The organism is Collinsella sp. AM41-2BH, from assembly GCF_003468085.1.
Taxonomy (GTDB): domain Bacteria; phylum Actinomycetota; class Coriobacteriia; order Coriobacteriales; family Coriobacteriaceae; genus Collinsella.
Map to the genome: position 1 here is coordinate 1 of NZ_QSGH01000012.1, position 26,025 is coordinate 26,025.

Consider the following 26,025-nt stretch of genomic DNA (forward strand, 5'->3'; position numbering starts at 1 on the left):
GGCCCTCAGGGTATCGGGTTCCCACATTCATCCGCACATGTGCGGATGAATGTGGGAGGTGTTCGGATAAAGTCGATAATCAAGGATCGGGTAAACATATCGCCGTTCATCGGTTATGGGCGTTTTACTATTGCGCACCCGTGCTATGCTGAATTGGTCTTTTTCTCATTCGGTAACGAAAGGACCGCCCATGCCTACTGACATCGAAATCGCACGTTCTGTCACGCCGTTGCCTATTACCGAGGTGGCCAAGAACGCCGGCGTCGACGTTAAGCACCTTATTCCGTACGGCTTCGACAAGGCTAAGGTCGACTATTCACTGCTCAACGAGCCGACCGATCACCAGGCCAAGCTCGTCCTCGTGACCGCTATCAACCCAACGCCTGCGGGCGAGGGCAAGACCACCACGACCATCGGTCTGGCCGATGGCCTGCGTCGTCGCGGCGTCAAGAGTGCCGTGGCCCTGCGCGAGCCTTCGCTCGGCCCCGTCTTTGGTGTTAAGGGCGGTGCTGCCGGCGGCGGCTGGGCTCAGGTGATCCCCATGGAGGATATCAACCTGCACTTTACCGGCGACTTCCATGCCATCGGTGCTGCCAACAACCTGCTGGCCGCCATGCTTGATAACCACATCCAGCAGGGCAACCAGCTTGGCATCGACGTTAAACGCATCACTTGGAAGCGCGTCGTCGATATGAACGACCGTCAGCTGCGCCACGTCATCGACGGTATTGGCGGTAAGGCCCAGGGCGTGCCGCGCGAGGACGGCTTCGATATCACCGTCGCCTCCGAGGTCATGGCAATCCTGTGCCTGTCTACGAGTATCAGCGACCTCAAGGAGCGCCTGGGCGAGATCGTCGTCGGCTACAGCTTTGCCGGCGAGCCCGTCCGTGCCCGCGACCTTAAGGCCCAGGGTGCCATGGCCGCGTTGCTTAAGGACGCGCTCAAGCCCAACCTGGTGCAAACGCTCGAGGGCACGCCCGCGTTTGTCCACGGCGGTCCCTTCGCCAACATCGCCCACGGCTGCAACTCTATCATGGCCACGCGTATGGCGATGCGCTTTGGCGATGTCGCCATTACCGAGGCCGGCTTCGGTGCCGATCTGGGTGCCGAGAAGTTCCTCGACATCAAGTGCCGTATGACGGGCGTTCGCCCCAGCGCCGTCGTGGTCGTCGCGACCGCTCGTGCGCTGAAGTACAACGGTGGCGTCGCCAAGGCCGACCTCAACGAGGAGAACCTCGAGGCACTCAAGGCCGGCATGCCCAACCTGCTGCGTCACGTCGACAACATCCAGAACGTTTATGGTCTGCCCTGCGTGGTCGCCATCAACCGCTTCCCGACGGACACCGAGGCCGAGCTTGCGCTCATCGAGTCCGAGTGCCAGAAGCTCGGCGTCAACGTTAAGCTTTCCGAGGTCTGGGCCAAGGGCGGCGAGGGCGCGCTCGAGCTTGCCGATGAGGTCATGCGTCTGATTGAGCAGCCGAGCGAGCTCAAGTTTGCCTATGAGGACGGCGCCGATGTGGCCGACGCTCTTGAGGCCATTGCCACCAAGGTCTACCGCGCCGACGGCGTTGACTTTACGCCGGCCGCCAAGCGCCAGCTCGCCGAGCTGCGCGAGAACGGCTTTGGCAACCTGCCGGTGTGCGTGGCCAAGACGCAGTACAGCTTTAGCGACAACGCCAAGGCCCTGGGCGCTCCCGAGAACTTCCGCATCACGGTGCGTGAGCTCAAGGTTTCCGCCGGTGCCCACTTTGTGGTCGCGCTGACTGGCAGTGTTCTGACCATGCCTGGCCTGCCCAAGGTCCCCGCGGCCGAGAACATCGACGTCGACAACGACGGCAACATTACCGGCCTGTTCTAAGCCTGTTGCCCCTAGCTGCCTGCCTGCCCCGCCGTGCCCCCAAGGCCCGGCGGGGCTTTTTTATCCTTAGGCCCGCGCATGTCTTGTAGATACCGACGGACTCTGCCCATCATAGGCTTTTGCGCGGGTAGAATGCATGGATAACTTGAGGCTCACACGCGACGGAAAGGAATCGTTGCATGGATCAGGACAAGACAACCGTGATGGGTGGCTACGGTTCCGCGCAGGCTGGCGATAGCGCCGATGCGACCCGCGTTGTTCCCAACTCCGGTTATACCGACCCCGCGGCGACGCAGCCTTCTGCTGAGCCCACTCGGGTTATGGGCTATGGCGACACGCCGCAGGATTCTTATGCTGCCTCGACGCCGAATCCCTATGACAACCTGCCGCAGAATCCCATTCCGCAGCCTCAGCAGACGACGTATATGCCTCGCACGGCGCAGCCTCGCTACGAGTCGCGCGAGCCGTATCGCGAGTACCCCAAGTCGATTCCGCAATATGACGAGGACGAGGAGAAGAAGCCGTCGCGTTCGTCGAGCGTGATCAAGAAGATCCTCATCGTACTGGCGATCTTCTTTGCGCTGTCGGTTGTGTTTGCCATCGTGTCGGGCATGCTTAACAAGCGAGGGAGTTCAACGGCCGATGCCACTGTTGAGCAAACCGAGTCCGCCTCGTCTAGTACCGTCGATCTGAGCGATATCCCGGGGCAGTACTGGTCCAACGCCAAGAAGATCCTCAAGTCGCGCGGCGCCGATCTTTCGAATGCCGTGGTCCTGACTGATGATGGCTCAACGCCCGTCGTCGATGCCAACTGGGTCGTTACTTCTGCCTACTATAACGACAACGGCAACCTCGAAATTCAGCTCACGCACAAGAACAGCTCGGGCAACTCGTCCGGCGGCCAAAGCGGTACCGACAGCTCGAGCTCCAATACGCTGGAGGACTTGAGCAACAAGGCACAGGAGTTGGGAGACAAAGCGCAAGAGCTGGGCGGCACGGCGCAGAACCTGGGCGACACCGCTCAGAACCTGGGTGATATGGCGACGGATGCCTGGAACGCACTGCAAAACGGCATCTCGGGCGCGCAGGGAAACTAGCTGTTAAGCGGGCTACAGTTGCTCGGCCGGACGCTCGGGCGAGCTAAAGCCCGAATCAAACGTGACGACGCACGAGACGTCGGGCCGGCGCTCGTGCACGATGCGCGTGACGAGCTCCAGCAGCTCCTCGTCGGATATGTCAAAGCCGTCGGGACGCACCAGGTCAAGCGAAACGAACCCGTCGTGCTCGTGCAGGTCGTGGATGGAGAGCGCGGGGTCGATCTGCATGACGCCGCGCTTGACCCAGCCGCGTAGGTCGTCGCCGGTGGTGGCGATGGGGTCGCAGTGCAGCGTGATACCGATGCCCATCTGCCGTTTGATATCGTGCTCGATGGTGTCCAAAATCTCGTGGTGCTCAAATGCGTCGCCCTCGCCGGGCATCTCCACGTGGGCGCTGGCAAACTGACGACCGGGGCCGTAGTCGTGCACCATGAGGTCGTGTGTGCCCAAGACCTGGGGGTACGACATAATCCTGTCGCGGATTTCCTGGACGAGCTTGGGGTCGGGCGCTTGTCCTAACAGCGGGCTGATGGCGTCGCGCACCAGGCCCAGGCCGCTGATGCAGATGAAGATGCCCACACCCAGGCCTGCCCAGCCATCGAGGTCAAAGCCGGTCGTCTGCGAAATAAGCGCCGCCACCAGGACCGAGCCCGAGGTGATGACGTCGTTTTTGGAGTCCTGTGCTGTGGCGATGAGCGTCTCCGAGTCGATGCGGTCGCCCAACGTGCGGTTGAACGCGGCCATCCAGAGCTTAACGAGCATGGACAAGACGAGGGCGGCTAAGGAGAGCACCGAATATGCAGTGGGGGAAGGCTTGATGATCTTAGTGACCGACTCGAGGATCAGGTTGATGCCGACGGCGCAAACCAGGACGGCGACGAACAGACCGGCTAGGTACTCGTAGCGACCGTGGCCATAGGGGTGGCCTTCGTCTGCCGGGCGGCTGGCAAGGCGGAACCCGAGCAGGCTCACGATGTTGCTCGAGGCATCGGAGAGGTTGTTGAAAGCGTCGGCGATGAGGGAGACGGAGCCGGCGAGCAGGCCCGCGATGCCCTTGGCCAGGCACAGGGTGATGTTGAGGCCAATGCAGACGAGGCTTGCGGAAAAGCCCGCGTTGGTGCGGCAAGATGCATCGACCGGCTCGCTCTCGCTGCCGGGAACAAGCGTATGTACCAGCCGATTTACAAATAGCATAGCGGTCGTCCTCACAATCATGTTTAAGGGGATAGTGTAGCTCGCGCGGGGGCGCCGTGCACCGATGCTCAGAAAATGCAGCAATAGTCTGCCGGTGCTAACGAGCGAGCCTTCTCGTCTGCCTGGGTGGTCCATTTTGGGCCACATGGGTATGGGCATGTGCCTGTTTGCTCGACATACTTAATGTCGACAGCTTTGTGCAAAGGAGGACGTTTCCATGGACGAGATGTTTGCCATTAAATGTCAAAACTGCGGCGGCCCTATGTACTCGCACCAAGCTAAGCGCAGCTTTGAGTGCGCTTATTGCGGTGCGGTCATTCCGTGGCAGGCTGATGCGGGGGAGCCCAAGAGCGCCCTGGGCATTCGCCATACGCCGTTGACGGTGGTGGATGGACTGCTCAAGCTCACGCATGTGTCGCAACTCGAGCGCCCGGAGGACCCGGACTGGTATTTCTTCAATTCGCACTGGCGCAATCAGTCGGTCCTGGAACATCTGCTGTGGGAGGATCGCGGCACGGCGCAGGAGTTCCAAGAGGCCACGCATGTGAGCATTCCTTGCCCCTTCTGTGGTGCGTCCTTTGAGGGCGAGTCGACCCAGCGCGTGTTTGAGTGCCCGTCCTGCGGCAACAAGATCGGCATTGCCGACCTGCTCAAGCCGGGGACGTTTAGCAAGCGCCTGACCATGGGCGTAGGTGCGGAGTATGTGCCTGAGCAGGGTATTCCTTGCGAAATCTCGCCGCAGCAGGCACGTGCCAACGCACTGCAGCTGGTGCGTCAGTATCCGGATGCCTTTGCCGGGCACGATGTAGAAGATGCGATCCAAAACGACATGATGCTCTTCTACTTCCCCATGGCGCTGGCGGACCTGCGCATGATGGCGAGCTTCCCGGGCAAGGGCCTGAGCAAGGAGACCCTGGTGTACTACGAGGTGCTCGACTGGGCATATCCCAGGGCAAACTACCTGGACGTTCGCCTCATGGGCATTTTGGAGCCGTGGGACTTTGCCAAGGTCGGCCCGTTCGATCCCGCCATGCAGGAAGGCGACTTCCGCGTTGTCTCCGTCGATGCGTCTACCAAGGACCAGGTGGTCATTGATAAGTTGGCGCTCGACGTTGCGGGCAACGACGCCGAGGCGATACTGGGGCTCAATAAAAAGAGCATCCGCACCTGGGCGCGCAAGGCCCGCAAGCATAAGGACGGCCTGGTGATGGTGCCGGTCTACTTTGTCGATCGTCCGGCGACGGATGGCCGCGATGGCGAGCAGGTGCGCATTGCCGTAAACGGCCAGACGGGTCGTGCGGCCGCGGTGGTGTTTAGCGACAAGCGCGAAACGCATATCGTGGCGCCGCTCAGTCCGAGCCTGCATCTGTCCGGTGAGAGCACCGTACACGCCACACCCGTCGAGGTCAAATATGTTAAATCGCCGTTCCTATACCAGATCGTGCGCCGTGGAGACGGCGAGCAACCGCGCCAGGTTGCAGCCGCCGTCGAGGGTTCCTACCGAGAGGAGAAGCCCAAACGCAAGGGCTTGTTCGCTGCGATCTTTGGTAAGTAGGGGAGTGGTGCCGGTTGGCTCGCGAGAGTGCGCAACATCCCGCCCGTGATGGCAGATGTAAATAAACGGTGGAACGGCTGTAAAAGAGTCTTGCCACTGGGTAAAATCAGGATGTGCCGCGGAACCCGCTCCTCAGCTACTCAAACTTCGGAGACGCGGGCAACGCAGGTATTATCGTCAAAAGGGTCGGTTGCAGCCGGCCCTTTGCATGACTCCCTTCGCTATCCGTTACTGCTTATATTCCCGCCAGATCGAGTAGAGGTTCCGGACGATGCCGGTTACATACATCGAGAGGCGCAGGATTTCAAGAAACAAGTTCATAGGCTTCACCCCAATCGGAGATCGGAGCGTTGCCCGCAGGTGGATTCCGCGGCAGGCATAATTCTACCTCACGGGCCGCGGTGGAGGATAGCCGGCCCACTGGTTTTGAGCAGTGTCGATCTAACGGGCAATCAAGCCTCTAGTTCTCTTTGAATTGGGCAAGCATCTGCCCGAAGAAGCTTAGTTCGGATGGCTCATAAATGAGCGAGCCGCCATCTTCGGTCCGGTAGACCCCGCAGGGGAGGTGACGCCCGTCGGGGAGGACATAAAGGTTTTCTTCCTCCCTCAGTCCCGTTGGGAGTATCGGGGTCTCGTTTTCGTCCATTTGGAACTCATCGATATTCGCGATCTTCCTATCCATGATGCCTCCTACCTTATTTCTTGAATGGCGCCCTAAAACAAGCAGTTCTCAATCAGCTCTTTTCCGCGTAGGGCGTCGACCCACTCCTGCGGAATTGCATCGATGCCGTAGGCCGTGCCGGCGAGCGCACCTGCGACAGCTGCGGTGGTGTCGGTGTCGTCGCCCAGGTTGACGGCGGCAAGTGCGCACTCTTCGTAGCTGTTAGTGTTGACGAAGCACCAGGTGGCTGCCTTAAGCGTGTCACGCACGAAGCCGCCGGACCTGATTCCCTGCTCCGGTATGCTTTTCAGCTGGAGCGCCCACGAGGGAAGTGTGCCATTCAGCACGTCTCTCATCAGCTCGACAAATATGACGCATGCGTCGGTCGACGTTCTGTGGGCGTGCGTAATGGCGGAGACCTCGCAGATCTCCTCGTCTGTTGCATCGGTGAACGCCAGGGGAGCGATGCGCATGAGCGATCCGTTGCCATTGTCGCGCTCGCCGGAGCCTCCTTTGCCGGTGCGCAGGGCGCGGGCGGTCGTACCGCCGTAATCGAAAACGCCGTCGATCGTATACTCGCCACGGGCAATCCAGCTTACGAACTTGTCGCGCATGTCCGCGGTGTCGATGTGCCCGAGCTCCCTAATCGAGTCGCAGGTAGCAAGCGTCATAGATGTGTCGTCGCTCCAGGTGCCGGCGGGTTGCCCATGCGTGCCGTAGCCGATCATGTCCGTGCATTCGAACGTACCGCGGGGCCTGAACTCGTAGGGAACGCCCAGCGCGTCACCGACGGCAAGCCCATAGATGCAGTCGCGCAGTGTTGTTTTCGGTCTGTCTGTCATGGAAAGCTCCTCTTATCCCGGGTGATGTGGAGCGCCGTCGGGGGTATCGGTCGCAACGTGCCGCTACCCTTGCGCTTCGCCATTAGTCGCTTCGTTGATGGCGCGGTACTCGGCACTCAGCTCGCGCGCCAGCTCTTCCTTGCTTGGAAGATACGGCAGGTATTTGGCGGCAAACACCTGGTCGTTGTCTTCGGGCAGCGTGTACTCGACGATCGAATCGCTTTTGTCCGCGCAGAGCACGATGCCTATGGGCGGATTGTCGCCTTCGTTCATGAGCTCGCGCGTGTAGTAGTTCACATACATTTGCATCTGGCCCAGGTCCTGGTGCGTAAGATCGTCCGTCTTAAGGTCGATGAGCACGAAACAGCGCATCAGATAGTTGTAAAACACAAGGTCAATATAGAAATGGCGCCCATCAAAGGTGATGCGCCTTTGGCGCGCCTCGAAAGCGAAACCACGGCCAAGCTCCAGCAGGAACTTCTGAAGATGCGTGATGAGCGCCTGCTCTAGATCGCTCTCGCGAAACGCAGTATCGTCCGAGAAACCTAAAAACTCCAGTACATATGGGTCGCGGATGATATCCTCGGGGCGACGAGCCGGGGCGCTCTTTTGGATTTCCTGGGTGACGGCCTCCTTGTCCTTGCTGGCAAGCAGGCGCTCGCGGAACATGGTGTTGATCTGGCGCTCGAGCTGACGCGTGCTCCAGCGAGAATCGGCACATTCGTTCATGTACCATGTTCGAGCATCAGGGTCGGTTATACGCGATAACCTGCGGTAATGTGTCCAATTCAATTCAGAACGCAAGATAAAACTGACGCATGTATCTTAAGCTTCTGGCGTTGAAGCCTCTGCCAAAATCCTTAGTCAATCTAACGGCAAGTTCGTCGATCAGTGCATCGCCATACTTGGCGCGCTCCTCTCCGCCCTGTTCATCAACAATACTCTTGCCGATCTCCCAATATGCCTCAACCATCGCAAAGTTAACGGCGGTATAGGCCTTGTCGCGAGCGGCGTTGAGAATCGAGGAAACCTGCTTGTAAAAAACTTCTGGCACGATTGCCGATTCCCCGCGGTTTGCCAGTTCACTCATCAATATCGCCCGACTTTCCTCTTGAGGACGCATCTTTATTGCATTTAGTTTAAAGACTCGTACGGACACGAATCGCTGCGCTGTCTGGCAACTTCGCATGGGGGCCTTGCGGTGACTAAAATTTGGCAATAGAGACAGTTTTCACGAACCCCATGGGAGTGACATACATGGACAACAACACCTTGCTGTTTCAGGACAAGGGCTCGGGTAGGTTTAAAGACGTCAAGATCTACCCCAACCGTATCGAGGTGCTCAGGAAGGGCACTTTCGGCGGCAAGCACACCGAGATTGTCTATCTTAAGGACATCACGGGCGTCAATAGAATCAAAGGCCGTGATGTTTTTCTGCGCAATCGACTGTTGACCGCTTGCGTCTTTAGCCTGAGTAGCCGTGCGAAGGCCCAGGAATTTGTGAACGCGCTGAACATGGTGATGTAGCCGATAACGGCGTTCGGTCCAAGGTAAAAATCGGGGCGCAGAACGGTATTCTGCGCCCCGATTGAGTTGATGCGCCCAAAAAACTGGCTTGCCTATTCGTTAACGTCCTCGGTATTGTCGCGGTCACTGGCAAGCATTGCTGCGCCGGCGACCGTCGTCGCTACGGCGGCGGCAGCGAGCCCGGCGGCAACGCCAGAACCGTCGCCCGTGTTGGCGAGCTTTCCGCCCGAGCTCTTGCCCTGGTCTCTCTTGTTGCCCTTGCCGTTCTTGTCGGCGCTGCCTGCGTTGGAACCCGTGCCGCTGCCGTTGCCGCCCGCACTGCCCGAGGCCGCTACGGTAAAGCTTGCGGCTCCGTCGCTGGCGAGCGTGTAGTTCTGCGCCGCGTCGCCCAAAAGGCCTTTCGCGCGCACCCAGTACGTCCCTGCGGTAAATGCCTCGCCCTCGACCATTGCCGTGCCCGGAGCGCCGTCCGCGTCGTGCGCAAACTCGAGCTGGGCCGTGCAGGCATCGGTTTCGAGCTTGCCCTCGAGTGATGCCGCAATCTTGGCGCGCACGTCTTCGCCGGCCTTAAGGCCTTCGAGCCCCTCAAAATGGGGCGTCAACGCGCGCGGATCGATATCGATGGGCACGGAGCCCCGCAGCTCCGTAACGGTCTCGTTGCCCAAGGCGTCGACATCAACGTATTCGATGGCAAATGCACGGCCCGAAGCCGCCACGTTGAGTACGTTGCTGCTGTCGACGAGACGGAAATGACCCTCGCCAACGGTCTTGCCATCCTGGAGTGAGGCATCGCTCAGCGAGTCGCCGTATGTCATGCGCATACGGGTCGGGAGGTAGTACGAAGCCGACTGCGTGTGCTTCGTATCGTAATTGTAATTGCGCTGGTAGATGCTCCGTGCCAGTGCCGCATCAACAAAGTCGGATGCGATGATGCCAATGTGCTTGAGGTAATCTGACTTTGTTTCCTCGTTGCCGCTGGGGTTGATGTACGGGCTCTTATACAGATGCTCGTTGACTACTCGTGCCGAGGTAAAAGGATTGCCTCCGTGCGACAAGCCCGTGCAGCTGGTGTAGTTGATAGACCAGCAACGCTCCTGCGCTTGCACCTTGGCCCCGCCATCGTCCACGACGTCCACCTTGTTGCGCGTGCGCCCGGTCGTTTCCTTCAGTGCATTATCGACCCAGCTGAGCTTGTCGGTTCCCGTGAGTTTGTACTTGTCCTGGGCGTATACCTTGGTGCAATAGGGCTCTTTGTCGCCTGTTTCCCCCGCGGCTTCAAAGCCCCGCGCGTCTTGGACGAGACACATAGTGGTGCTGTCGGAGTGAGTCTTGATCTTGTCATCCCATTCGGTAAGGTCGAGGCCCCACGTATGGCCGCTTACACTGTTGCCGGCGAGCCTAAATCGACGCAGCAGAACAATCTTTCCGCGCACCTCGTGTAGCGTGGGAACGCGGCTCGATGTGTAGAACAGGTTGGGGTTATCGGCCATAACCTTGGCGAAGGCCGTCGTTATGCTTTCGTCGGTAGCCTCATCGTTGCCGCGCGATGCGAGCATGATGAGCGCTTCTGACGGGTTTTCGTTCAAAAACGTTTTGAAGTACCCGATGACATCGGAGAGATGCAGATAGTTCCCGTCTTTTTTGAGTAGGTAGAAAATCCCGTGGTCGATACCGGGGTCGTCGCCCTTTCCGAGTCGGATATCAAAATAGCGGATTCCCTCGAGCAACTGCGTGGGAATGTAATCCTGCTGGCATTTTACTTGCGAGGATTGGGGCTCAGTGTCGTTGTCCACGCTGCAGGTGCCCGAATCGTGCGTACCCGGGATGCTCAGCTCGTCGAGGAACTTGTTGTCGTCGACGTATTTCATCCACATGGCCCATCGACGTAGCTGCTGTACGTGATCCAGTCGAGGCTGCTAACCGTGGCATCGTTCTTTTTCATGTCGTAACCGATAAGTTCGAGCTCCCACGGAATGCTCTTACTCTTATGGCAGATCTTATTGTTGTCCTGGTCTTTGCCGTTCGATTCTATTGCCAAGTACTTAATGTCTTTTTTCTCGGTTTCTTTCTCGACCGTGCGGTCTCGGATGATATAGGTTCCGTTTGATTGGCGCTCGAACGCAAAAGCGCGGCTGGGCTTGTTGTCATACTCGCCGCCCCATACGTGGATGACCTTTCCATCTTTGTCCGAGTCGTCGTCGACCGACCAAATGCTGTAGCCCGTCTTTTTATGCTCTTCGAAATTGAGCAAGGTGCGGATAGCATACCAGTTTGTATCGTCATTCTTGGTCGTTACGTTCTCAAGGATGAGCTTGCTGGACGTGCCGTCGTTAAACAGGTGGCAGACGTTGCCGCGAACGTTGCCGTCTTGGTTGACGCTCGCGGTGCGAAAATAGCCCGCGGGGCGAAGGCGAATGACGAAATTACCGAGGTGCTCCGCCGGTTTGGGCGTGTCGTCTGCAAATGCCGCTCGCAGGGGAATGCCCGGTGCCGCGGTTTCTGGCAGGCTTGCAAGCGGCGACAGCGCCGCAAGACCTAAGCCCAGCGTAAATGCTCGGCGGCTGATGGCATGGTGTTCGGTCATAACTCCTCCATTCGCAGCGTGCGGCTGTACGCTCGTTTTGGACACTATACTGCCCAGATGTTTAAAGGCGTCGGCTTAATTGCCTGCGCGGCGCTATAAATCGGCGGGCGGACGTGTTGGGATGCTTGCCCATTTTGTGTCGCCACCGCGCTTGGGGGAGTGGTTTTGGTGCCCGGCGCCTTTGCGCTCGTTAGCTACCGGCATAAGAAAGGGAGGGCCGGTGATGCGGCCCTCCCTTGGTGCGAGGCGCTGGGCCACCGTCGCTTGCTTGCGCTGCGCCCATGTTTCCCGTTGCGCTCGCCAGTCGCTTAGCGCTTGATCTCGATATCGTCGAGCTTGACGTCCAAGGCCTCAGTCTTGGCCTTGGCGATGTCATCGGCAAATTCCAGGGACTTCATCATGGCTTCGACGGCGTCCTTGTGCTCCTCGACGTTGTCGATGCGCACGTAGACGCTGCCGCCCTCAACGTCGGTGAAGTACTCAGTCGTTACGCCGCCCGAGTGCGTGAAGTAAGCACTGCGCCAGGTCTTGCCGTTGTATTTAACGGGGTCGCTTTCGGTCCATCCGGAGTTGGCCTTCCACTTTGCCTCGTAGTCGAACAGCTCGTCGGCGTTCTTGTCGGGGTCGAAGACAGGAATGAAGCGGTCGCTCGCGTGCTCGCTTTCGGTGAACTTAAACTGGGCTCTGTCGGCTGTGTCGCCTGCGACGTCCGTGATTTCGACGCCCTCGGGCACCTCGACCTTAAACCAAATGAAATCGGTCCTCATATCCACGGCTGGCTTTTCTGCTCCGCCGCCACCGCCACTGCCGGTAGCGCCGCCGCTGCCACCGCAGCCCACCAGGGCAACTGCGGCAAAGAGACTGATGCAGAGGGTGAGAATCGCAAAGGCCTTCTTTTTCATGGTCGTGTCCTCCTCGATCTGTAACCGCCCATGGATTACCTGCCTTTACTGTACGCGCGAGCGGCTCGTTCGGGTGGGCCATGTGTCCCATTCTGGGTGCCGGATTTGCGCCGACAAGTGGCAATATGCGCGGGCACAAAAGAGGGGAGGGCCGATGCTGTCGGCCCTCCCTGGGTTGGGCGCCCGTTGTTTTAATGGACGCATGCGCGCTGGTGCGCGTAGGCGCGTGCGGGTGTCCCGTTACTTGATCTCGATGCTCGAAATCTCGACTTCGCGCGCCTCGGAAACTGCCTCTGCCATGTCATCGGGGAATTCGATGGAGTTGAGGAGCGCCTCGGCTTCTTTCTTGTGCTGGTCGAAGTTCGAGATGAGGACGTAGACGCTTCCTGGTTCAACGTCGGTAAAAAGGATGGTTGAGATACAGCTGTTGTCTTCGTACGTTCCGACGAGCCACGTCCTGCCGTTATATTCGACGGACCCGCCATCCTTCCACTGGAACGTATCCCCCTTCTTTTCTGCCTGGTCGGCGTGGGACTCCTCGGCCGTCAGCGCTTTTTTCCAAACGGGGATAAAGCGATCGGCCGAGGCGTTCTCGTCTTCGGGGAAGGTGAGCTGAACCCTGTCGGCATTCTTGCCGGCGGAGTCGCTTACGCCGACACCCTCGGGCATCTCGACCTTAAACCAGATAAAGTCGGTCTTCTTGGCGACGGGGGCCTTTTCCTTGCTCTCGCTCTTGGCGGTGCTGCCGCCTCCGCCCGATGCGCTCCCGCCGCAGCCGACAAGGGCAAATGCGGCAAAGAGGGCGATGCAAAGGGAAAGGATCGATAGGGTCTTTTTCTTCATGGTGGCGTCCTCCTTGTCTGCCAGGGACATCGCGAGCCGCGGGTCGCTGGGGCGGCGGTTACGCATGCACCTGATGCCTTTGTTTACTGTGCGGTGATTCCTCCATTCGTCGTCCGGTGCCGTGATGAGCTTGCCCCAACATAGGGCTCCTTACCTATATGTATGCCCCAGTTGCCGCTGCCCGGAAGTCTCGAAAGGTGGGCCATGTGTCCCATGTTTGCGGTGCCGACGCCTATCGTTCGTCATAGTAATCCGCGATGGCCAGGTGCGCTGACGCTCGAGTACTTATGGGCTAGACTTAGCAGCATTATGTGATCGATGCGGTCGGTCGGCGGTTGCCACCCGACCGATGTATATGACTTGAAGGTGCATGCGTATGAGCCAAGAGATGATGGACAAGACCTGCCGCGGGTTTGCCGAGGCGCTGGCTGCGCGCGAGCCGGTTCCCGGCGGTGGCAGCGCGAGCGCCTTTGTGGGCGCGCTGGGCGCCTCGCTGTGCGGAATGGTTGCCCGCTACGGTGCGACTAATCCCGCGCTTGCTGATCGTGCGGATGGCCTGACGCGCGCGTTTGCCCAGGCTGATGAGCTGGCCCAGGAGCTTGTCGAGTTGGTTGCCGAGGACGTTCGTGCCTACAGGCAGGTGTCCGCGGCGTACGGTATTCCGCGTGACGATCCGGCTCGAGCGACCGCGATTCAGGATGCGCTGCATGTGGCCGCTATGCCGCCGTATCGCATTATGGATGCCTGCGGACGCGCACTGGCGCTGCTCGAGGACATGGCCGACAAGGGCTCGCGCCAGTTGCTGTCCGACGTGGCATGCGGCGCCGTGTTCTGCCGTGCTGCTATGCAGGGCGCGAGCTTGACGCTCTTTGCGAACACCACGTCTATGAAGGATCGTGCACGCGCCGAGGAGCTCGAGGCAGCGTGCGATGAGCTGCTGGATACGTGGCTGCCGCGCGCCGATGCGCTGGCGCGCCGCGCCGCCGACGCCGCAAGGAAGAGGGGATAGCCATGGCTGAGCTACTGAAGGGTGCTCCCGTCGCCCGCGCGTTGACTGAGGAACTTGCTACTCGCTGCGTGGCTTTGCGCGAGCGGGCCGTTGTTCCGACGTTGGCTATCGTGCGTGTAGGTGAACGCGAGGACGACCTATCCTACGAGCGCGGTGCGCTCAAGCGCTGCGAAAAAGTGGGGATTGAGGCTCGTCGCGTTTTGCTTTCTGCCGATGTTTCGCAGGACGAGCTGTTGGCGGCCATCGAGGACATTAACGCCGACCCAGCTGTCCATGGCTGTCTGATGTTCCGCCCGCTGCCCGCCGGCCTTGACGAGAACGCAGCCGCCGCGGCGCTCGATCCTGCCAAGGACGTTGACTCCATGACGCCGGCCTCGCTGCTCACCACGCTTTCGGGGCGTGGCGAGGGTTTTGCCCCCTGTACGGCCGAGGCCGTGCTGGCGTTGCTGGACCATTACGGCGTTGATCTGGATGGGGCCAAGGTCGCGGTTGTTGGTCGGTCGCTGGTGATTGGTCGTCCCGTAGCCGCCATGCTTACGGCTCGCAATGCCACGGTGACGACATGCCATACACATACGCGCGACTTGGCTGCCGAGTGCCGTGCGGCTGATATTGTGGTTGCGGCCGTTGGACGCGCGCGCACGATTGGCGCGGATGCGGTTCGCGAGGGCCAGACGATCATCGATGTGGGCATTAACTGGGACGAGGCCGCCGGCAAGCTGGTCGGCGACGTCGATTTTGATGCTGCAGAGCCGATCGTTGGCTCAATTACTCCCGTGCCGGGTGGCGTGGGCGCTGTAACGACGGCGATTCTCGCCAAACACGTGATCGAGGCGGCGGAGCGCGCATCGAAATAGGCGTTTTGGGCTGTTTGAGGGGTTAGACATATACCACGTGGTCAAAAAACGCCAAATATGAGTACTGTTGCCAAGATAGTCACATATGCTTTAGGTCGTTTTTGGCTCTCAATCGGTATTAATTATCGATAGAGAGCCTATTTTATTGGACTTATGAGGAATTACATTGTCAAGCTTTTGAACAAATGTAGATTATCGACACCTGCATTCGGTTAAATTGCTGCTACTAAATTTGTGACAGTACTCATATTTGGCATTTTTTGACCACAGAGGTCTCGAGGGGGCTCGAGGGGTCGCGGTTTCGCCCTTTTTGCGCCGAAGCGATACACTGTTACCGTTTGATTTCTTCGCTCAAGGAGGATGCGCATGCCGTGCACAACGATTTTGGTTGGTAAGAACGCGAGCTACGACGGGTCGACCCTGGTCGCGCGTAACGAGGACTCGTCCAACGGGGTGTTTGAGCCCAAGCGTATGCGCGTGGTGCATCCCGACGAACAGCCGCGCGTCTACACGAGCGTCCTGAGTCACCTGACCGTTGAACTGCCCGATAACCCCATGCGCTACACGAGCGTCCCCGATGTTGTCCCGGGCCACGGCATCTGGGCCGAGGCCGGTTTCAACGAGCTCAATGTGGGCATGTCCGCAACCGAGACGCTCACCACCAACGAGCGCGTTCGCGGCGCCGACCCGCTCGTCGACTACGTGCCCGCCAAGGGCAACGAGGACGAGGACGGCTATGTTCCGGCGCAGCCCGGCGGTCTGGGCGAGGAGGACATGGTGACCCTGGTGCTGCCATATGCCAAATCCGCCCGCGACGGCGTACGCATTCTGGGTGACCTGCTCGAGCGTTATGGCACCTACGAGAACAACGGCATCGCCTTTAGCGACGTGGACGAGATCTGGTGGCTCGAGACCATCGGCGGCCACCACTGGATCGCCAAGCGCGTGCCCGATGACGCCTATGTGACCATGCCCAACCAGCTGGGTATCGACAGCTTTGACCTGGATGACGCCGAGGGCGCCCAGGCCGACCACATGTGCTCCGCCGACCTGCGTGCCTGGATGGCCGAGTGGCATCTGGACCTGACGCTGGGCGTCGATGGCGACGGCCCGGCTGCGATCTTTAACCCGCGCGAGGCCTTTGGCTCGCACAGCGACAGCGACCATGTCTACAACACGCCGCGCGCCTGGTACATGCAGCGCTGCCTCAACCCCAGCGATGTGTGGGACGGTTCCGAGGCCGACTACACGCCCGAGAGCGACGATATCCCCTGGAGCCGCGTGCCCGAGCGCAAGGTGACCATCGAGGACATCAAGTACGTGCTTTCGAGCCACTACCAGGGCACGGAGTACGACTGCTACGGCAGCAAGGGCACGCCCGCCACGCGCGGTGCCTATCGCCCCATCGGCATCAACCGTAACAGCCAGCTCGCCGTGCTGCAGCTGCGCCCCTATGCGCAGCCGGCCTACCGCGCCGTGCAGTGGATGGCCTTTGGTTCCAACTCGTTTAACGCGCTGGTTCCGCTGTACGCCAACGTCGAGACCATGCCCGAGTACTATGCCGATACGCAGGCTCGCGTGACGTCCGAAAACTTCTACTGGGCCAACCGCCTGATCGGAGCGCTGGCCGACGTCCGCTTCCATGAGTGCGGCCGCGCTGTGGAGGACTACCAGGAGAAGGTCGGTGGCATGGGCCACAAGCAGATCCATGACGTCGACGCTGCCGTAGCCGCGCTGCCCGAGGCCGAGGTGCCTGCCGAGCTTGCACGCGCCAACGAGGAGTTTGCCGAGCTCGCGCGCGTGGAGACCGATGCCCTGTTGGGCAAGGTGCTCTACACCACGAGCTGCGCCATGAAGAACTCTTTCGCGATGAACGACAACGTGAGATAGGGATTTCCCGTCGATCGAATAGCGCTTAAACGCTTTGTCGCTTTCACTCAATCTTGGGTACAAGAACGCCAATGCAGTTGTTTGTGATTGGAGACAACCATGGTTATGAAACTCGATCAGCTTGTTAACGGCGCCATCAACGTGGGCTTTGGCGCTGCCGCCGTTGCTGTCGAAGGCGGCAAGAAGGTCCTCGACGACCTTAACACCAAAGGCGAGCAGGTCCGCAAGGACACCGCCACCCCCGATATCGCCCGCAGCGTGTCCGACATGTTCGAGCAGGCCGGTGGCACCATCTCCGATCTGACCGAGCGCTTGGGCATGCAGGGCGAGACCGCGGCCCAGCGCGTGCTCGACGAGCTCATCCTGGCCCGCGTCCGCGTCATGACCGCCCCCGAGCGCACGGCCTTCCTGGCCCATGTGCGCGACATCGTCGATTCGGTCGAGGACAACGTGACCTCGGTGCCCGTCGAGTCCGTTGAGCCCGACGATGCGAAGGATACCGAAGAGGCCGAGTAGCAGCGCAGATGGCAGATTCCACCACCGATTACAACAATCTAGATCCCTTGGGTGACGAGGCGGCGGTTGTCGATGAGGTCGATGCCGTCGTCTCGGGCGCTCGCAAGAAGCCGCGCGCTGTCGATATGGTCCCCGAGGAGCCCGACGCGATGGCGCCGGACGAGGAATACCAGCTCACGCCGGCGGGTCGCCGCGAGCGCATCGGACAGATTGTTCGCCTGGTCAAAAAGTACCGCGTGTGGGATAACCTCACGCCGGTTCGTTTGCGCCGCCTGCTCGAGGAACTCGGCCCCATGTTCGTCAAGATGGGGCAGATTCTGGCCAACCGGTCCGAGATTCTGCCGCAACGCTTTTGCGACGAGCTGCGTCGTCTGCGCTCCGACGTGGAGCCGGTGCCGTACGAGGTCGTACTCAGTTGTCTGGAAGAAGAATACGGCCTGCGCCTGGGGGAGATGTTCGATGCGATCGACCCCAATCCGCTTGGTAGCGCATCGCTTGCGCAGGTGCACCGCGCACGTCTGGTGACGGGCGAGGACGTGGCCGTCAAGGTGCAGCGCCCCGGTGCGCAGCAGGTTATGGCACAGGACATCGATATCATCCGCTCGGTGGTGCGTATCGTTTCCAAGTTCGTCAACACCGATCAATTCGTTGACCTGCACGGTGTAGTCGAGGAGTTGTGGACCTCGTTTCGCGAGGAGACCAACTTTTTGGCCGAGGCCAAAAACCTCAACGACTTCTACGAGTTCCATAAGAGCGTTCATGGCGTGACGTGCCCTAAATCCTATCTGGACCTGTGCACCGAGCACGTGGTGGTTATGGACTACGTCGACGGCATTTCGATCGCCGATCCTGAACGCTTGGTGGCCGAGGGCTATGACTTGGAAAAGATCGGTGCCGCAATCGTCGAGGACTACTCGACGCAGGTGCTCGACGATGGCTTTTTCCATGCCGACCCGCATGCGGGAAACATCATCCTCAAGGATGGCATCGTCTACTTTATTGACCTGGGCATGGTCGGACGCATGTCGAGCCACGATCGCGGTATCGTAAAGGACATGATTTTCGCCGTGGCCGAGGGTGACGTGCCCAAGCTCAAGGATTCGCTCATGCGCTTCGCCGTGACGCGTGGCGACTCGGCTGAGCTCGATCATTCGGCCTTTTTGTCCGATTTGGACTTTATCGTTGCCGACTTTGCCGGGCTCGACCTTAAAGACCTGGATATCGGCGAGTTTTTGACCTCGCTGCTCAATCTGGCGCGCAAAAATGACGTTGAGCTGCCGAGCGTGGTGACGATGTTCGCCCGCGGCATGGTGACGCTCGAGGGCCTGTTGACCGAGTACATGCCCAACGTCAACATGATCCAGATCATCCAGACGCACATCAAAAACGAGAAGAGCACCTATGCCCGCATGCGTGATATGGGACGCGATCTGGCCGCGAGCAGCTATCGCGCGGCAAAAGGCTCGCTCGAGGCGGCCGAGTATTTGGGCTTGGCTTCGCGTATGCTCACGCGCGGCCAGCTTAAGGTGAACACGCAGATCATGAGCAGCGATAAGGCGCTGCGACAGCTGGGCGGAATTATCGACCGCATGTCGATGGCTATCGTGATCGCCGGTCTGTTTATCGGTTCGTCGGTGGTGTACTACGCGCGCATCGAGCCGGTTGTCCTCGGCATTCCGGTCATCGGCTTCTTTGGCTACGTGAGCGCGCTGGTGCTGGCGCTTATGCTGGGCCGCAATATCTGGCTCAACAGCCACGGCGGCAAGCACTAGAGGCTGCGACCGTCACCGCATTTTCCTATCGCAAACAATAGCTTTTACCTTGGGCTTCGCCTGCGTGCGAGGCCCTTTTGCGTGATACCATTTTGACGGTAATAATCGATGGCCTAGATGGTGGTGCGGAGACGCACGAATGCGCGGTTTTCCTGCGCGTTTGGGAGAATCGGGGTGCAAGTCCCCGGCTGTACCAGTAACCGTAATTCCTCTTGGCTCGGGATGTTCGCGTCGCAGATCGGACGGCGCGCCCGAGTCGTTAAGGTTAAGTCGGATCGCCTCCCATCTTGCGTGCGGCTGCGGCGTATGCCGCCGGTGTGCATAGGGCTCTGGAGGGAAGGAGGACCCCGATGGGGGAACTCGAGCGCAACATGCGCGATGACGTGGGGCAGCCTCAAGGCAACGCTCCAAGTACAGACAATGGGGGACAAATGGATATGTTTGTGGACGAGCGCCAGCGCGTCTCGCATCGCCGAGGCGCAATTGCGCGCGGCGTAGCCAAGCGCGGTCTGGTGGCGTTCCTGGCTTTTGCCATGGCTTTTGGCACCACGCCGGCGCAACTTTGGGCCGAGGGCGCCGAGGGCATTGCCGAGGCTGTGGCCCAGGCTGCGACGGGCGGCGAGGGCGCGGCGGCCGACGATGACGCTGCTGCCGGCACCGGCGCGAACAGTGCGGCGGCGAGCGCTGCTGCCGATGACGCCGGCGCAGATCAGGGCGCAACTGCGAGTGCCGCGAATGGCAATGGCACCGCTGCAGACAACGCGACTGAGTCCGAGAACTCCGCTGCGGCGTCTGCTGCTTCGGAGCAGAAGAACGCCGTTGCCGCCGCGTCCGCCACAACGCTTTCGAGCGAGGCCAAGGTCTTCATCCAGGACACCAAGGATAAGGACAACTCCTATTCCACGAAGTCGGGCGCGCTCAGCGCGGGCGATACGCTCTGGGCAAATATGTACGATGAGGTCGAGGACGACTGGTACGGCACTTCGACTGAGTCCGTTGCCAATCCCGGCACCTGGACTTACACCTGGCTCGCCGGCACGACCAGGGCCAGCAGCAATGTCGCCGACTACACCGAGGTCGTAGGCCACGAGCAGTCGCTCACCGTCAGCGCCGCGATGGAAGGCAAATACTTCATCTGCAAGGTAACGGTTGATGGCAAGGACTACTATGGTCCGTCCGTTTCTTCCGGCTCGGGCATCAATGCCAACTACATTCCTGGCCCCGTGCTGGGCGCCGGTCAGATGGAGCTTAACAGCGTCAAGCTGAATAGTGACACGCCGAGCATAGGCGATACCCTGACGGCGACTCCGTACATAAGCTATTATCAGCAAACCCCCGCCGACGCCAAGGTTACCTACACGTGGTCCGCATCCACCTCGCAGTACTCGGGCTTTACCAAGATCGAGGGGCAGACGGGTGCTTCGCTCGTGGTGGGCGACGACCTTGAGGGCAAGTATATCAGGGTCGAGGCCAGCGCTGGTGTCAACACGGTGAACAAGACCACTTCCAGCAAGGTCAAACAGGCCGGTGCGGTCGAGATTTCGGCCGTGTCCATCATCAATACCAAGGACAACACGAGCGTCTTTGCGGTGGGGGATACCGCTAAGGCTCGCGCCAAGGAGAAGGGCGGCGCGTACGGCGCGTTCGTCGACGCAAGCAAGCTCAACTATCAGTGGCAGTGCTCTGACACCAAGAGTGGCACGTATACCGACATTGCGGGTGCCACGGGGGAGACCCTCGAGCTAACCGACGCTTTGGGCGGCAAGTACCTCAAGTGCAAGGTGTCCTCGAAGATCGGCTCTTCGAGCTTGACCAACTCGACGGGCGCTCTCGTTGCGGCTACCGGTTCAATTAATGTCACGAGCGTGACTATGAGCCCGACTTCGGGCAAAGTCGAGGTTGGTTCCACGATTACGGCGACCGCCAAGGCGGGCTCCACCGACGTTACCTCCGACTCGCATGTCACGTGGCAGTGGTACAAGGGCAAGTCGAATACCGCCAACTCGTGCAACACGCCTATCGAGGGTGAGACCGGTAACACCCTGACGGTGACCGCCGCCCTTAAGGGCTGGTACGTCGTGGCCAAGGCCAACGGCGGCTATGGCGAGCAGAAGCCGTACTATGCGGCGGGTCCTGTCTCCGTCGCTGGCCAAGTTGAGCTTTACGACGTGCAGTTCGAGGGCTCTCCCGCCACCAACGGCGTACGTGTGGGTGATACGCTCAAGACTAAGGTGCGCAAAAAGGACGGCTCCAACTATCACTATATCGACCGCACCGATAACGTGACCTACCAGTGGCAGTATGCAAACAGCAGCTCGAGCTACGACTCCGCCTATACCGATATCCCCGGTGCTACCAAGGCCACCTATACCGTTGATGCCGCCTATGCCGGCAAGTATCTGCGCGTGAAGGTGACGAGCGAAAACACCGTTTCCAGCACGCAGAAGAAGAGCTCCTACGGCGGCACGCAGGCCGTTGCCCCGCTCGGCCCCGTGACGCTTAAGGGCCAGTACAAGCTGGCGGGCATTGAGCTTGCCGATAAGAACGTTACGCTCAGCGTGGGCTCAAAGATCACACCGAGCGTGCAGGTTCCGGGTAGCTGGTCGGGCTCGACCAAGGACGTGCCCGAGGATGCCGAACTCACCATGGCGTGGTATGCCAAGGGCGAGGGCGATGCCGATTGGACCGAGCTCACCGACGGCATCGATACGACCGATGGCAGCCTGACTCTTACGGATGCGCTTGTCGGCAAGAAGATCAAGGTTACGGCGAGCGCTCTCGACAACACGGTTGAATGGGTTTCGTCGGACAGCGTTACCGCGGCGGGGGAGTATAACCTGCTGCGCGTGACCACTACGCCGCAGATCAATAGCGATTCGACCCATCTCGTCTCGGGCGATAGCGTCAAGGCGACGGCGCAGGCCAAGCGCGCCGACGGTTCGGCCACCAACGGTATCGATGTCACCGACCAGGCGACTGTTGCCTGGTATGCGGCCGACGACGCGAAGACTCCGGCGGCCGACTGGACGCTGCTGCCCGATATGTCGGGCGCCGAGGCGACGGTCTCGGCATCTGCTGCTGGCAAGTATCTGAAGGCTGTCGCCACGAGCGGTAGCTCGACGGTCGAGCTCGTCTCCGCCAACAAGGTTATCGCCGCGGGTTCGCTCGAGGCTGCAGTCCAAAAGCTCAACGATGCCAATAAGCAGATCGTTGTTGATTACAGCGCCAAGGGCGGCAACGTCAACGATGTTCTGAAGGCGCAGCTTGCCGATCTGGGATTTACCGACGTTGACGTTAGGGTCTCCGAGGGCGGCGTTGCCTTTAAGGCTGAGGATGACAAGGCCACGGTCGGTATCTCCGACGCCCAGGATAAGACCAACGGCGATGTGACGTTCTTCTTCATTGACCCCAACGATTACACTGGTTACAACATCGACGGTCTGCGTAGTGCCGATGTGGTGTTTGAGCTGTCGCGTGACGGCGAGAAGACCGAGTATTACCTGCCCAACAAGTCCGTGCAGGTTGCTTGGGACGAGGCTAAACTGCAAGACCTTCTTGACGGAGCCGCCGAATCCCTGCAGATTGGCTACGCGGCGGGCGAGTCCGCCGATAGCGTGACCCAAAATGTCACGCTTCCGTACAAGGCGGGTTCCGCAAAGAAATTCTCTGTTGAATGGACAAGCTCCGACACCGAGCGCCTGTTTGTTTCTGGTTATAGCTGGGAAGATAAGACGGGTAAGGTTTCGCGCGCATCGAGCGATCGAGACGTGACGCTGACCGCCAAGGTTACGGTTACGAGCGGCGACATCAAGCTTGCCGGCTCGCACGACTTTGTCGTGACGGTCAAGGGTGATCCCGAGAAGGTCGCCGCCGACAAGAAGGCGCTCCAGGAGAAGGTCGATGCGGCCTTTACCTACGACAACATCAAGTACTCCGGCACCAAAACGGTTGCGGATAAAGACGGCCTAACCGCCGACCTGCAGATGCCGCGCACGAGCACGCTCAATATCGACGGCAAGTACTTCGAGGTCAAGTACTCCGCCAGCACCGATGACATTACGTTCAACGGCTACAAGGGCACGGTCTATCAGCCGCTGCCTGGCACCGAGGCAGCGAAGACCAAGATCACCCTCACGGTGACCGATAAGTCCAACGCCGAGGTCACGGCAAGCAAGACCCTCGACTTTGCGATTGCCCCGCAGGACCAGAACGAGCTTGATGCTGAGCTGTTCCATCTGAGCCTTGCAAAGTCAACATTCTCTCAGGGTATTCTTGACGGTCAGGATGCCTCCAATGTGACGGGGAACCTGCATGCGCCGTTGAAGGTGTACGGTCAGGGATATGCGGTTAACTGGTGCTATACCAGCGAAGAGGCCGCTGGCCATTATGGCTTTGTGTTTAGCGAACTTCCTGGTGGTACGGAGAATACCTATCGTTTGCTCAAGTCGAGCAAGCCGAGCGTAATCTCGCACGAGAATCTTCTGTTTACGCAACCTGAGTACAACGCGAAGGTTACAATCAGCGGCCGTCTGAAGAGTGAGCGTTTTGCCCGTTATGCCGAGCGCTATCCCGACAATTCGGACTACGCGGTACTTGCCGGCTTGGATGTTTCTGCGACGGTAAACGTCAAGGGAACGACGGGGCTCGACAACCCGAACGAGGGCAAGACCATTACGGTGACGGCCAAGGTCACGGGTGTTTCCGCAAGTGACGCCGGCGGCAACTACACCGAGCAATCGGTGGTGCCCTTGACCGAGCTTACGCTTCCCGCCGACGAAGACACGACAGCCGAGTCGGTGCTCGAGCAGCTTATGACGGCTGCCGGTTGTACGAACCTCGAAGCAAATGCATGGGGTCTTACGAGTGCGACGATGCCCGATGGCCGCGTGCTGAGCACAACGAGCGCCGCGCCGTATAGCTACTGGTCGTTCTTTGTAAACAATGGGTATGCGAGCGTCGGTGCCCCGAGCTATTTCCTTAAGAACGGCGATTGCGTCGAGTTCCGTTATGTTAAGGGTGACGGCACGCAGAAGCCCACAACGGCTCCTGCTACCAATCCCGAGACGGAGCATCCTGATGTCGATGTCTCGTGGAATGGCTTTGCAAACGGCAGCTCCGCCTCGGCGGCTGATGCTCTGACGCCCACTACGAAGACCGATACGCCTTCCTGGGCGCTCAACCTTTTGACCGAAGAACAGCAGAAGGCGGGCGCAAACGCTTCTGCTTCCGATCCGCTTGTCGCGAACGGAAAGGTGTACCTTGTCACGGGCGCTTCGGTATGGGGCGGAAAGACATGGAATGCCGTTCTGAACGAGATCGACCCTGAGACGGGTTCCGTCGTGCGATCCCTTGAGCTTGGCTCATCTATGGATAGCACGTGCCGTCCTGTTGTCGCGCAAGGCATCATTCTGATTCCGCTTTCCGGCGGTTACCTGCAGGCTGTTTCGGCGAAAACGTTTGAGACGCTTTGGTATTCCGATGCCTTTACGAAACAGAACCTGTCTTCGCTGACCGTTGACGGTGATTACGTCTATATCAATACTCTTGATTATTGGTCTGGTGAAGACGTGCAAAACGGCACTATCAAGCGCATCAATATTCATACGGGTGCAGTTGCCGGCAGTGCCTCCGTTACCGATGGCGGCTTCTATTGGTCTGGCGGCCTGATGGTCAACGGCTATTATGTCGTTGGCGGTGACTATGGCCAGGTGCGCGTGTATTCCGCCGATCTGTCAAAGCTTGTCGGTTCGATTAAGCTCGCTGGGGGCAATATCCGTTCTGCGCTTGTTGAGCACGACGGGTTTGTGTATGCTGTCACGCGTGATAACGGTACCCTGCATAGGCTGACGATTGGCTCCGACGGCTCCCTCGCTGAAGTTGCTCAAGCGCAGTTTGCCGCATATTCGACTTCGACACCCGTATTTAGCGGGAACTATGCGTTCGTCAACGGCAAGACCACGAACGACTGGAAGGGCAAAGGCCTGCTTTCGATTGTCGACCTGTCCGATATGAGCGTGAAGCAGATCACGAAGGCTGACGGCGCAGAGCTTGGCTTTGAGTCTAAGAGTACGCCGCTCGTTTCGACGCGCGACGGCGAGACGTATGTGTACTTTACTTTGAACGGCGCCAAGGGAAACTGGCCCAACTACACTTCGGGTGGCGGCGTGTATATGTACAAGCTGGGCGATGCCGAGGCGACTGAAGTGTTTGTCCCCGGTTCCGGTTATGCCAACTACTGCATGGCATCGGTTGTTTGCGACAAGTTCGGTAACCTTTACTACACGAATGACTCTTGCCATCTGTTCTGCGTGAAGTCTCAGGCCCATCGTGTGAAGTTCGATACACAGGGGGGATCGTCGATTGACGACCAGACTCCCGCCTCGGGTTCGACGGTTGCCAAACCTGCCGACCCGACGCGCGAGGGCTACACCTTCGCCGGCTGGTTCTCCGATGCCGCCTGCACTAAGGCGTACGATTTCGCGACTGCGGTGACGGCGGATATGACGCTGTATGCCAAGTGGGTCAAGTATCCCGCCGACAATAACGGTGGCAACGGCAACTCCAATGGTAATGCGGGCGGCTCTGGCAATGGTGCCAACTCCGGCAACGGAACGAGCGGCCAGCAGGGCGGCGGCGCCGTTGCTCCGGGCCAGACGCCGGTCTCCACGACCACCACGACCGAGACCAAGGACGGCAAGGATTCCAAGAAGGATTCCGACAAGAAGGACAGGAAGTCCGACAAGAAGAACGACAAGTCCGACACGGGCTCGTCCGCTTCGACCGCTGCCAAAAAGTCCTCTGAGGTTTCTGCGCAGGAGTCTGGCTTCAACCCGCTCGCCATTGTTGGCGTGGCGGCTGGCGTTATTGGTCTCGCCGTCATCGGCGTGTTCGCACTCACCAAGCGTCGGTAGGTGAGGG

18 protein-coding genes and 1 pseudogene are annotated in these 26,025 nt (G+C 59.6%); 10 read left to right on the forward strand and 9 right to left on the reverse strand.

Going from position 1 to position 26,025, the window contains the following annotated elements; genetic code table 11:
- Positions 1–190 precede the first annotated feature (190 nt).
- A complete protein-coding gene (locus DW899_RS06985; RefSeq protein WP_117778469.1) occupies positions 191–1,858 on the forward strand; it encodes a formate--tetrahydrofolate ligase in 1,668 nt (555 codons plus the stop codon).
- Positions 1,859–2,037: 179 nt separating this feature from the next.
- Positions 2,038–2,955: a hypothetical protein gene (locus DW899_RS06990; RefSeq protein WP_117800449.1), complete on the forward strand. Its 918-nt coding sequence runs from the start codon at positions 2,038–2,040 to the stop codon at positions 2,953–2,955.
- Positions 2,956–2,967: 12 nt separating this feature from the next.
- Here DW899_RS06990 and DW899_RS06995 read toward each other — a convergent pair whose 3' ends face one another.
- A complete protein-coding gene (locus DW899_RS06995; protein WP_117800450.1) occupies positions 2,968–4,149 on the reverse strand; it encodes a cation diffusion facilitator family transporter in 1,182 nt (393 codons plus the stop codon).
- Positions 4,150–4,366: 217 nt separating this feature from the next.
- Between DW899_RS06995 and DW899_RS07000 the strand changes: the two genes are divergently transcribed.
- Positions 4,367–5,704 carry a hypothetical protein gene (locus DW899_RS07000; protein ID WP_117800451.1) on the forward strand — a complete coding sequence of 446 codons (1,338 nt, stop codon included), beginning with the start codon at positions 4,367–4,369 and terminating at the stop codon, positions 5,702–5,704.
- Between the two features lie 460 nt (positions 5,705–6,164).
- Here the strand turns inward: DW899_RS07000 and DW899_RS07005 are convergent, their stop codons facing one another.
- The 4 genes and pseudogenes from DW899_RS07005 to DW899_RS10900 form a co-directional block, all read right to left on the reverse strand.
- Positions 6,165–6,386 (reverse strand): hypothetical protein, encoded by a 222-nt coding sequence (locus tag DW899_RS07005; protein ID WP_117800452.1) that lies wholly within the window; start codon positions 6,384–6,386, stop codon positions 6,165–6,167.
- Positions 6,387–6,418: 32 nt separating this feature from the next.
- Entirely contained in the window at positions 6,419–7,207 is a 789-nt protein-coding gene (locus DW899_RS07010; protein ID WP_117800453.1) for an ADP-ribosylglycohydrolase family protein, read from the reverse strand.
- A 63-nt stretch (positions 7,208–7,270) separates the two neighbouring features.
- Positions 7,271–7,936 (reverse strand): YhcG family protein, encoded by a 666-nt coding sequence (locus DW899_RS10770; RefSeq protein WP_369832250.1) that lies wholly within the window; start codon positions 7,934–7,936, stop codon positions 7,271–7,273.
- Positions 7,922–8,396, reverse strand: a pseudogene (locus DW899_RS10900) (DUF1016 N-terminal domain-containing protein); the annotation flags it as partial. The pseudogene DW899_RS10900 and the gene DW899_RS10770, both read right to left, overlap by 15 nt.
- Positions 8,397–8,464: 68 nt before the next feature.
- On the opposite strand from DW899_RS10900, the gene DW899_RS07020 reads away from it, so the two are divergent.
- Positions 8,465–8,734, forward strand: coding sequence for a hypothetical protein (locus DW899_RS07020; RefSeq protein ID WP_117773055.1), 270 nt, complete (start codon positions 8,465–8,467; stop codon positions 8,732–8,734).
- A 92-nt stretch (positions 8,735–8,826) separates the two neighbouring features.
- On the opposite strand, the gene DW899_RS07025 is transcribed toward DW899_RS07020, so the two are convergent.
- From DW899_RS07025 to DW899_RS07040, 4 genes are all read right to left on the reverse strand, one after another.
- Entirely contained in the window at positions 8,827–10,602 is a 1,776-nt protein-coding gene (locus tag DW899_RS07025) for a phosphatidylinositol-specific phospholipase C (protein WP_158566584.1), read from the reverse strand.
- A complete protein-coding gene (locus tag DW899_RS07030) occupies positions 10,599–11,318 on the reverse strand; it encodes a hypothetical protein (protein ID WP_117800455.1) in 720 nt (239 codons plus the stop codon). Before DW899_RS07030 ends, DW899_RS07025 begins: the two co-directional genes overlap by 4 nt.
- Before the next feature lie 308 nt (positions 11,319–11,626).
- Positions 11,627–12,220 (reverse strand): hypothetical protein, encoded by a 594-nt coding sequence (locus tag DW899_RS07035; RefSeq protein ID WP_117800456.1) that lies wholly within the window; start codon positions 12,218–12,220, stop codon positions 11,627–11,629.
- A gap of 240 nt (positions 12,221–12,460) precedes the next feature.
- On the reverse strand, positions 12,461–13,129 hold the full coding sequence (locus tag DW899_RS07040) for a hypothetical protein (RefSeq protein ID WP_117800457.1): 669 nt from the start codon (positions 13,127–13,129) through the stop codon (positions 12,461–12,463).
- Positions 13,130–13,439: 310 nt separating this feature from the next.
- On the opposite strand from DW899_RS07040, the gene DW899_RS07045 reads away from it, so the two are divergent.
- From DW899_RS07045 to DW899_RS07070, 6 genes are all read left to right on the forward strand, one after another.
- A complete protein-coding gene (locus DW899_RS07045) occupies positions 13,440–14,072 on the forward strand; it encodes a cyclodeaminase/cyclohydrolase family protein (protein ID WP_158566585.1) in 633 nt (210 codons plus the stop codon).
- Positions 14,073–14,074: 2 nt separating this feature from the next.
- Positions 14,075–14,929 carry a bifunctional 5,10-methylenetetrahydrofolate dehydrogenase/5,10-methenyltetrahydrofolate cyclohydrolase gene (locus DW899_RS07050; protein WP_117800459.1) on the forward strand — a complete coding sequence of 285 codons (855 nt, stop codon included), beginning with the start codon at positions 14,075–14,077 and terminating at the stop codon, positions 14,927–14,929.
- A gap of 366 nt (positions 14,930–15,295) precedes the next feature.
- Positions 15,296–16,819: a C69 family dipeptidase gene (locus DW899_RS07055; protein ID WP_117800460.1), complete on the forward strand. Its 1,524-nt coding sequence runs from the start codon at positions 15,296–15,298 to the stop codon at positions 16,817–16,819.
- Positions 16,820–16,918: 99 nt separating this feature from the next.
- Positions 16,919–17,335 (forward strand): hypothetical protein, encoded by a 417-nt coding sequence (locus DW899_RS07060; RefSeq protein ID WP_117583986.1) that lies wholly within the window; start codon positions 16,919–16,921, stop codon positions 17,333–17,335.
- Between the two features lie 8 nt (positions 17,336–17,343).
- Positions 17,344–19,107 carry an AarF/ABC1/UbiB kinase family protein gene (locus DW899_RS07065; protein ID WP_117629587.1) on the forward strand — a complete coding sequence of 588 codons (1,764 nt, stop codon included), beginning with the start codon at positions 17,344–17,346 and terminating at the stop codon, positions 19,105–19,107.
- Positions 19,108–19,538: 431 nt separating this feature from the next.
- Complete coding sequence (locus tag DW899_RS07070) at positions 19,539–26,018, forward strand: InlB B-repeat-containing protein (protein WP_158566586.1); 6,480 nt, start codon at positions 19,539–19,541, stop codon at positions 26,016–26,018.
- Positions 26,019–26,025: the final 7 nt, after the last annotated feature.

Coding starts and splice junctions, on each gene's coding strand:
- DW899_RS07055 (WP_117800460.1), top strand. CDS start 15,296: ATGCCGTGCACAACGATTTTGGTTGGTAAGAACGCGAGCTACGACGGG.
- DW899_RS10770 (WP_369832250.1), bottom strand. CDS start 7,936: ATGAACGAATGTGCCGATTCTCGCTGGAGCACGCGTCAGCTCGAGCGC.
- DW899_RS06985 (WP_117778469.1), top strand. CDS start 191: ATGCCTACTGACATCGAAATCGCACGTTCTGTCACGCCGTTGCCTATT.
- DW899_RS07050 (WP_117800459.1), top strand. CDS start 14,075: ATGGCTGAGCTACTGAAGGGTGCTCCCGTCGCCCGCGCGTTGACTGAG.
- DW899_RS07070 (WP_158566586.1), top strand. CDS start 19,539: ATGGATATGTTTGTGGACGAGCGCCAGCGCGTCTCGCATCGCCGAGGC.
- DW899_RS06995 (WP_117800450.1), bottom strand. CDS start 4,149: ATGCTATTTGTAAATCGGCTGGTACATACGCTTGTTCCCGGCAGCGAG.
- DW899_RS07045 (WP_158566585.1), top strand. CDS start 13,440: ATGAGCCAAGAGATGATGGACAAGACCTGCCGCGGGTTTGCCGAGGCG.
- DW899_RS07040 (WP_117800457.1), bottom strand. CDS start 13,129: ATGCGTAACCGCCGCCCCAGCGACCCGCGGCTCGCGATGTCCCTGGCA.
- DW899_RS07060 (WP_117583986.1), top strand. CDS start 16,919: ATGGTTATGAAACTCGATCAGCTTGTTAACGGCGCCATCAACGTGGGC.
- DW899_RS07010 (WP_117800453.1), bottom strand. CDS start 7,207: ATGACAGACAGACCGAAAACAACACTGCGCGACTGCATCTATGGGCTT.
- DW899_RS07035 (WP_117800456.1), bottom strand. CDS start 12,220: ATGAAAAAGAAGGCCTTTGCGATTCTCACCCTCTGCATCAGTCTCTTT.
- DW899_RS07020 (WP_117773055.1), top strand. CDS start 8,465: ATGGACAACAACACCTTGCTGTTTCAGGACAAGGGCTCGGGTAGGTTT.
- DW899_RS07025 (WP_158566584.1), bottom strand. CDS start 10,602: ATGAAATACGTCGACGACAACAAGTTCCTCGACGAGCTGAGCATCCCG.
- DW899_RS07005 (WP_117800452.1), bottom strand. CDS start 6,386: ATGGATAGGAAGATCGCGAATATCGATGAGTTCCAAATGGACGAAAAC.
- DW899_RS07000 (WP_117800451.1), top strand. CDS start 4,367: ATGGACGAGATGTTTGCCATTAAATGTCAAAACTGCGGCGGCCCTATG.
- DW899_RS07030 (WP_117800455.1), bottom strand. CDS start 11,318: ATGACCGAACACCATGCCATCAGCCGCCGAGCATTTACGCTGGGCTTA.
- DW899_RS07065 (WP_117629587.1), top strand. CDS start 17,344: ATGGCAGATTCCACCACCGATTACAACAATCTAGATCCCTTGGGTGAC.
- DW899_RS06990 (WP_117800449.1), top strand. CDS start 2,038: ATGGATCAGGACAAGACAACCGTGATGGGTGGCTACGGTTCCGCGCAG.